Below are 7,168 nucleotides of genomic sequence, written 5' to 3' on the forward strand. Positions count from 1 at the left end.
ACGCCACCTGGGCTGTTCACCCTTCGAGCAGCCGTTGACCCACGTACTCCCCGGCGCGTGCGCCGGGCGGCACCGCGTACAGGCCGCTCGACTCGTGCCGGATGAATTCCGACAGGGCGTCGCCGCGGTCGAGCTTGCGCTGGACGGGGACGAAACCGCGGGACGGGTCGGCCTGCCAGCAGATGAAGAGGAGCCCGGCGTCGGGGGTTCCGTCGGCGGCGATCCCGTCGTGGAAGGAGAACGGACGCCGGAGCATGGCCGCTCCGCCGTTCTGTGCGGGTGCGGAGATCCGGGCGTGCGCATTGGAGGGGATGACCGGCTTTCCGTCGGCGCCGATCTTGTCGAGGGCCGGGGCGGTGGTCTCGCCGCCTCCGGTCAGCGGGGCGCCGGTGGCCTTCGTACGCCCGATGACCTGCTCCTGCTGGGCGAGCGACTGCTGGTCCCAGTGGTCGAGGAGCATGCGGATACGGCGTACGACGGCGTACGAACCCCCGACCATCCAGGCGTGCTCCGGGGGCACGGTGCCCTGGACGAAGATCCGCCGGTCGAAGTCGGCTTCGGTGGGCTTCGGATTGTTGGTGCCGTCGACCTGGCCCATGAGGTTGCGGGCCGTCATGGGGGAGGCGGTGGCGCCGGGAGAGCGGTTGAAGCCGTTCATCTGCCAGCGCGGCCGGGCCGCCTCTCCGGCGTCCTTCTGCAGCGCGCGCAGCGCGTGGAAGGCGACCAGCGCGTCGTCGGAGCCGATCTGGACCCACAGGTCGCCGTTGCTGCGCTGGGCGTCGAGGCGGTCGGCGGAGAAGTCCGGCAGCGGGTCGAGGGCGGCGGGGCGGCGCGCGGTGAGTCCGGTGCGCTCGAAGAAGGAGTGGCCGAAGCCGAAGGTCACCGTGAGGGAGGAGGGGCCGGAGCCGAGGGCGATGCCGGTGTCGGCGACCGGTGCGGTCTCGCCCGCCGTCAGCCGCCGCGCGGTATCGGACCAGCGCCGCATCAGGGCGGCTGCCTCGGTACGCCCGGCACCGGGCGCCAGGTCGAAGGCGACCACGTGGCCCTTGGCCTGGAGGGGCGTGGTGATGCCGGCCTGGTGCTCCCCGTGGAAGTCGACCCGGGTGGCACCGAGGCTGCCGGGAGCGCCGCCGGAGCCCGCCGTCCCGGACTCGGACACCTCGGACTGCACTAGGGCGCCGCCGGCGGCGCCGAGCGCGAGCCCGGCCGCGCCCGCGGCGCCGACCGTGCCCAGCAGGCGGCGCCGGGAGATCTCCAGGCCGGGGAGCCCGGTGCTGCCCTCGGTGCTCGCAGTGCTTTCGGTGGGGTCGCTGTTCTGGGTCACGCTGGTCAGCCGATCTTCACGTGCTTCTGGACGGTCGTCTGGTCGATGTCGGAGGTGCGGATGGTCACGTCGATCCGCCAGTCGCCGGTCAGCGGAAGCTGGACGCCCGATGCGGTCCAGTGGCCTGGCGCGGCGCGCTCGGGCAGGACCGGAAGGGGGCCGATCTCCTTGGCTTCCAAGGTGAACGACACCTTGAGCTCGGGCAGGTCGAGCGGCTTGCCGTCGGGGGTCTCGGCCCACACGTGGAGGGTGTTCGCACCGACGCGGCCCGGGTCCAGCTGGAGCCGGACCGAGCCCTTGCCGTTCTGACCGCCGGTGTCGAAGGGCAGCGTGACCTTGACCGCGCGGTCGGGAACAGCCGTGGCGGTGGACCCGCGACCGGCCTCCAACTCCGCGGCACGGCCGGGCTCGGTGCTGGTGAGGATGGTGGTGACGGCCAGCAGGACCACGGCGACACCGGCCTCGGCGAGGACGGACCGGCGCAGGCCGGCACGGTCCGGGTCGGCGTCACGTACCTGCTTCTCCCGCGCGGTGCGCCGGGCGGCGCTCTGGCGCGCGAGCTGCGCGGCGCGCTGGGGGTCGGAGGCGACGGTGTCGGAGGTGCTGGTGTCGGAGGTGCTGGCATCGGGGACGGCGTCGGCGGCCGGGGTGACGGCCACGGGCGATGTTTCACGTGAAACATCGGAGGCGTCTTCCTCCTCTCCCTCGGCCTTGTCCTCCCCCTTGCCCTCGACTTCGACCTCGCCCCGGCCCCCGGCCAGCCGCGAAGTCCACTTCCGGGAGGTGTAGGCGATGGCCACGACGAGGGCGACGAGGCCGATCTTGACGAGCAGCAGCCGGCCGTAATCGGTGCCGGTCAGGGCGGACCAACTGCCGACCTGGCGCCAGGCCTGGTAGGTGCCGGTGCAGGCCAGGACCAGAACGCTGGTGAAGGCGACGGTGGAGAAGCGCCGGATGGCCGTCCGCTCGATCCCGGGGACCTTGTGGAGCGCGACGAGCAGCGCGGTGAGTCCGCCGAGCCACGTGGCGACGGCCAGCAGGTGCACGATGTCGACGGGCATGGCGAGGGCGGGCTGGATACCGGTCGAGGCGTGCTCGGACAGCGCCCAAGTGGCGGCGATGCCGCCCGCGACGACGGTCCCGCCGATGCCGAGCCCGAAGACGAGGTCGCTCTCCCCCTTGGCGTCCTCTTCGCAGGCTTCGGAGGTAGCGGTGGCTTCGGACGTAGCGGCGGCCTCGGAGCCGTCCGAACCGCCCGAGTCGTCCGACGTGTGGCGCCGGGCATAGGAGCCGAACAGCACGGTGATGAACAGTGCGGCGGCGCCGAGGAGCAGCAGCCGCGAGACGAGCGAGGCCCCGGACTTGGTCTCCAGGACGGCCTTCAGCCCGGCCAGGTCGAAGGCGTCGGCGAAGTTCCCCGACCCGGTGTACGGGTTGCGGAGCAGCAGCATCACCAGGGTGGCCACGGTGAGCGCGACCCAGGCCCGTACGACCAGCTTCTGCATCGGCCGCTGCGCGGCGCCCCGGCGCCAGCACAGGAGGATGAAGGCGGCGGCGCCGACGAGCACGGCGAACCCGGCGTAGGCCACGTAGCGCGCGATGCCGTAGGCCACGGCGACGGGCCCGTCGCCCGCCGTCCGTGAGGGCAGTGAGACGGCGGTCTCGGAGGGGGCTCCGATGGAGAAGGTGAAGGCGCCGGAGACCGGATGGCTGTCCGCGGATATGGCCTGCCAGGCGACGGTGTAGGTGCCGTCCGGCAGTCCCGGGCGCAGGGCGGTGCCGTAGCGGATGATGCTCCCGCTGCAGAGGTCGCGCAGTTCACCGGTGTCGACGCGCTTGCCCCGGGGGTCCAGGACGCGGATGGAGTCGCCGTTCATGGCGACCCCCTCCGAGAAGGAGAGCGTGATCTGGGCGGGCGCCGTGGCGACCACCGACCCGTCCGTGGGGTCGCTCGCGGTCAGCGCGGCGTGTGCCGAGGCCGGCGCGGCAGCGGCGAAGAAGGCTGCCAGCAGAGCGGCGAGGACCAGCGTGAGCCGCGGCAGGAGTGCCGTGGCGCGGACGCGGGCCGTGGATGGGGTCGGGGCGGTGGCCGTCATGGCGTGTCAGTCCCTCGGTCCGTCAGTGGGCGGTGCCGTCGGTGGATGTCGGAGCCTTGTACGTCCGCTCCTTGACGTCCAGCTCGACCTTGATCGGGCCGGACTTCTCGAAGCGCAGTTCGACGGTCACCTTGTCACCGACCTTGGGGGTGTTCTTGAGCCCCATGAACATGACGTGGCTGCCGCCGCGCTCCAGCTTCAGTTCGCCGTTCGCGGGCACGTCCATGGACTGCACCTGCTGCATCTTCTGGTCCTTGGTCTCGTGGACCTGCAGATCGTCGGACAGTGTGCTCGTGGCGCCGGTCAGCTTGTCGGCCGTCTTGGAGTCGTTCTTGATGACCATGAAGGCGCCGGCCATCTGGTCGTTCACGGGCTCCGGCATGTAGCCGCCGCTGACCGTCAGCTTCGGCGCGTCACCGGACGCGGATGCGGAGTCGAAATCCGAAGAGCAGCCGGATATGGCGAGCGCGGCCGTCAGGGAGAGGGCGGCTGCGAGGGTGCGGGTGGTGCGGGCGTTCACGGGTTCTCTCCCTTGACGATCTTCGGCAGGTCCTTGGTGTAGTCATCGACGGTGGTGCTCTCGCCGTAGAGGAGGTATCCCTCGTCGGTCTTGGGCGAGAAGGCGATGACCTGGGCGCCGTGCATGGAGACGACGTTGCCGTTGGCGTCCTTCGTGGCGGCCTCGATACCGATGCCGAGCGTGCGTGCGGCGGCCTGGATGGTGGCGAAGTCACCGGTCAGCCCGGTGAATGCCGGGTCCTGGGCCTTGAGCCACGCGCCGAGGGATTCGGGAGTGTCCCGTTCCGGGTCGGTGGTGATGAAGACGATCTGGAGCTTGTCCTGGTCGGCCTTGGGGAGTGCCTTCTTGGCGACGGCGATGTTGCTCATCGTCAGGGGGCACACGTCGGGGCAGCGGGTGTAGCCGAAGTAGATGAGCGTCGGCTTGCCCTTGGTCTGCTCGCGCAGGTTCCACGGCTTGCCGGTGGTGTCCGTGAGGACGACGTCCGGCTTGTCGAAGGGGCGGTCGAGCACGGTGGCGGACCCGGCTTTCGCCTGGCTCTCGCTGATCTGGGTGACCTGGCCGTTCTTGGCCGGTTCACCACCGCAGGCGGTGAGGGTGAGGGCAGCCGCCGCCACGAGGGCGGCGAGCGTCACACGTGTGGTGCGCATGGGGAAGTCCCTGAGATCGGGGGTGGTACGGGTGGATCCGCGAGCCCGGCCGGCCCGGATGACCGGCCGGCTGCGCAGGATCGTCAGGTCAGGAGGTCAGGAAGTCGGGCGGGTCAGGAGGTGCGGCGGCGCGAGGCGACGCCGAAGGCCACGCCACCGAGTCCGATGACGATGCCAGCGATGCCGAGGGCCCGCGCGGTCGTGTCGGATCCGCTCTTGGCGGCGGCCGTGTCGTGGCCGTCCTTGTGGTCGGCGGCGGCGCCGTTCTTGTCGCCGTCCGTCTTCGCGGCGGCGTCGTGGTGGTCGTCCGCGGCCGGGGCGGCGATCAGCTTCAGGACGGGCGCAGGGTTCTGCGGCTCCGCGGCACCTTCCTTGGGCTCCTCGATCCAGCGGACGATCTCGCCGTTGTCGTAGGTCTGGATCGCCTTGAAGACCATCTTGTCCGTGCTGTCGGGCAGCTTGCCGATGGACAGCGGGAACTGCTGGAACTTGCCGGGCTCGATCTTGCCGCCCGACCAGGTCACCTTGGTGACGGCCTCGTTGATCTGCTTGCCGTGCACGGTGAGCGGCTTGTCGAGCTTGCTCTTCTCCACGTTGACGGTCCAGCCGGGAACGTCTTGCGGCATGACGGAGGACAGCGGCTGGTCGACGGGGAAGTTGACTTCCAGCTGGGTCGTCGAGGCGCCGTCGCGCTCGTTGGGGACCTTGAAGTTGATCGTCGCGTAGCCGCCCTTGGTGGCCTCGCCGGGCTGCACGCCGACGTGGGCGAAGGCGGTACCGGAGAGGAGGAGGACGGAACCGGCGGCGAGGGCGGCGGCGAAGGAGACGCGAGAGGTCTTCACGGCAGAAACACTCCACGGAAGCTGTGGTGACGGTGGCTCCGCGCGCGGCGCGCACGGAGTTCGCGGCACCGGTGCTCCCGTCGTGAGTCCCGGGGAGGAGAGGTGCCGCTTCAGGCTGCGAGGGCGAACGCCGTGGGCGGCCCGCGCCTGATCACCGTGTGCTGGAGTGCGTCCCGGCCCGTGGAGAGAGCGGGGCCGGTGCCGTCGCCCGCTGCCCGCGGGGTACGGGCGGGGCGGGCCGGAAGGCCCGCGCCGAGGGCTCGTACGTAGGCCAGCGCGGCACGCAGCGGGCGTACCGGTCCGGCTCCGGCGGAGAGCCTGGACAGTTCGAGGAGGCGGAACAGCGCGGCGTCGCCGCGCCCGAGCAGCCAGCCTGCGGCGAGTGCGGCCAGCAGGTGCCCGATCAGCATGGCCGGGCTGAGCAGCCCCACCAGTCCGCCGGCCGGTTCCACCAGGCCCTGCCCCATGTGGGCGTGCGCCAGGTGCTCCTGCGCCTCGGCCTGAGCGGCCACGGCGTCCGGGTCCAGTCCGGCGCTCTCCACGATCCGCCGGGCATCCGACGGGCGGATCGGGACGGAGTTGCCCCCGCACACCAGTTGGGCGGCCAGTGCCGCGAGCGAGGTCTCCGGGGAGGTACCGCTGCCCGCCGAGGCGGTGTGCTGGCCGAGGCCGAACACGCTGTGCAGCGCGAGCTGTCCGCCCGCCAGTGCGGCGGCGATGCCGGGGAGCGAGCGGCGGCGTCCCGCGAGCGGGGCCGCCACCGCGAAGACGGCGAGGAAGCCGGCGCAGAGGGACCACCAGGGCACCGTCGCGCAGGAGGCCAGTGCGTGCCCGACCGCGGACAGCACGACACAGACCGCGGTGAACACCGCGGCCCGGATCAGCCTGAGGCCGGGTCCGGCCTGCGTCGCGTGGGGGGCAGTCATGGCCGGGCCATCATCGCACTGGCCTTAGGCGCCGCATACGGCAGGTGCGACAGCCGGTTTGCATTCCCGCGCACGGAGTCCCCGCATGCGTCGGTGCACACGCACCCGAGCACGTACCAAAGCACCGCACCCGAGCACGCACCCGACCAGGCACCGAGCGCTCCCCCACCTGCACTCACCCGCACCCGCATACACCGCCGCCCGGGAGCGCCGCATCGGCCGAACGAGGGCTCTGCCGGCCCTCAGGGGCTTAGCCCCGGCCCAGGGCGGCAATAGGTAACCGTATGAGCATCTGGTGGTCTCTCCACTTGAGGCGCGAAGCAGCGAGTGTGCCCCTCGCGAGGCGACTGCTGTTGGGGACGATGGAGACCGCGGGGGTGGACCCGGACATCTCCTTCGACCTGTCGGTGGCGCTGAGCGAGGCGTGCGCGAATGCGGTGGAGCACGGTGGCCGCGAAGCCGCCCCGCGTTCCGGCTACATGGACGACGCGTCTCCGGGCGGCGGATCCCCGGACGGGACCGGGGCGTACCACGTCACGGCCTATCTGGACGGGGATCGCTGTCGCATCGAAGTGAGCGACTCGGGTCCGGGGTTCCCGCCCGCGACCGTGGCCCGCCGCAGACCGTCCCTGGCCGAGCACGGCCGGGGACTGCACCTGATCGAGGAACTCGCCGACCACGTCCGCTTCCGCAACCGGCCGGGCCGGGGCGCCGTGGTCAGCTTCGACAAGATGCTGAAGTGGCGGGACGACTCCCTGCTGAAGGTGTCGTAGACGCGCCGATGGGCGGAACCCGTGGAGGGTTCCGCCC

7 protein-coding genes are annotated in these 7,168 nt (G+C 71.6%); 1 reads left to right on the forward strand and 6 read right to left on the reverse strand.

Annotated features, from left to right (window positions below):
- Positions 1-16: 16 nt before the first annotated feature.
- The 6 genes from efeB to ACFVX6_RS10105 all read right to left on the reverse strand — a co-directional run bounded on the left by efeB (position 17) and on the right by ACFVX6_RS10105 (position 6,358).
- The gene (efeB, locus tag ACFVX6_RS10080) at positions 17-1,258 is read right to left on the reverse strand and encodes an iron uptake transporter deferrochelatase/peroxidase subunit (protein WP_389689813.1); all 1,242 of its coding nucleotides are present in this window, start codon (positions 1,256-1,258) and stop codon (positions 17-19) included.
- 71 nt (positions 1,259-1,329) lie between these two features.
- Positions 1,330-3,420, reverse strand: a complete 2,091-nt coding sequence (locus tag ACFVX6_RS10085) for a copper resistance CopC/CopD family protein (protein ID WP_389689790.1) — start codon at positions 3,418-3,420, stop codon at positions 1,330-1,332.
- Positions 3,421-3,442: 22 nt separating this feature from the next.
- Positions 3,443-3,940, reverse strand: a complete 498-nt coding sequence (locus ACFVX6_RS10090) for a copper chaperone PCu(A)C (RefSeq protein ID WP_389689792.1) — start codon at positions 3,938-3,940, stop codon at positions 3,443-3,445.
- Positions 3,937-4,590, reverse strand: a complete 654-nt coding sequence (locus ACFVX6_RS10095) for an SCO family protein (RefSeq protein WP_389689794.1) — start codon at positions 4,588-4,590, stop codon at positions 3,937-3,939. The genes ACFVX6_RS10090 and ACFVX6_RS10095 overlap by 4 nt, the downstream gene beginning before the upstream one ends.
- 113 nt (positions 4,591-4,703) lie before the next feature.
- Positions 4,704-5,432: a YcnI family protein gene (locus tag ACFVX6_RS10100; RefSeq protein ID WP_389689796.1), complete on the reverse strand. Its 729-nt coding sequence runs from the start codon at positions 5,430-5,432 to the stop codon at positions 4,704-4,706.
- A gap of 110 nt (positions 5,433-5,542) precedes the next feature.
- Positions 5,543-6,358 (reverse strand): hypothetical protein, encoded by an 816-nt coding sequence (locus ACFVX6_RS10105; protein WP_389689798.1) that lies wholly within the window; start codon positions 6,356-6,358, stop codon positions 5,543-5,545.
- Positions 6,359-6,642: 284 nt separating this feature from the next.
- Here ACFVX6_RS10105 and ACFVX6_RS10110 point away from each other — a divergent pair, with 284 nt between their 5' ends.
- On the forward strand, positions 6,643-7,131 hold the full coding sequence (locus ACFVX6_RS10110; RefSeq protein ID WP_389689800.1) for an ATP-binding protein: 489 nt from the start codon (positions 6,643-6,645) through the stop codon (positions 7,129-7,131).
- The last annotated feature ends 37 nt before the right edge of the window (positions 7,132-7,168 follow it).

It is taken from the genome of Streptomyces sp. NPDC058289 (genome assembly GCF_042880975.1).
Lineage (GTDB): Bacteria > Actinomycetota > Actinomycetes > Streptomycetales > Streptomycetaceae > Streptomyces > Streptomyces stoeckheimensis.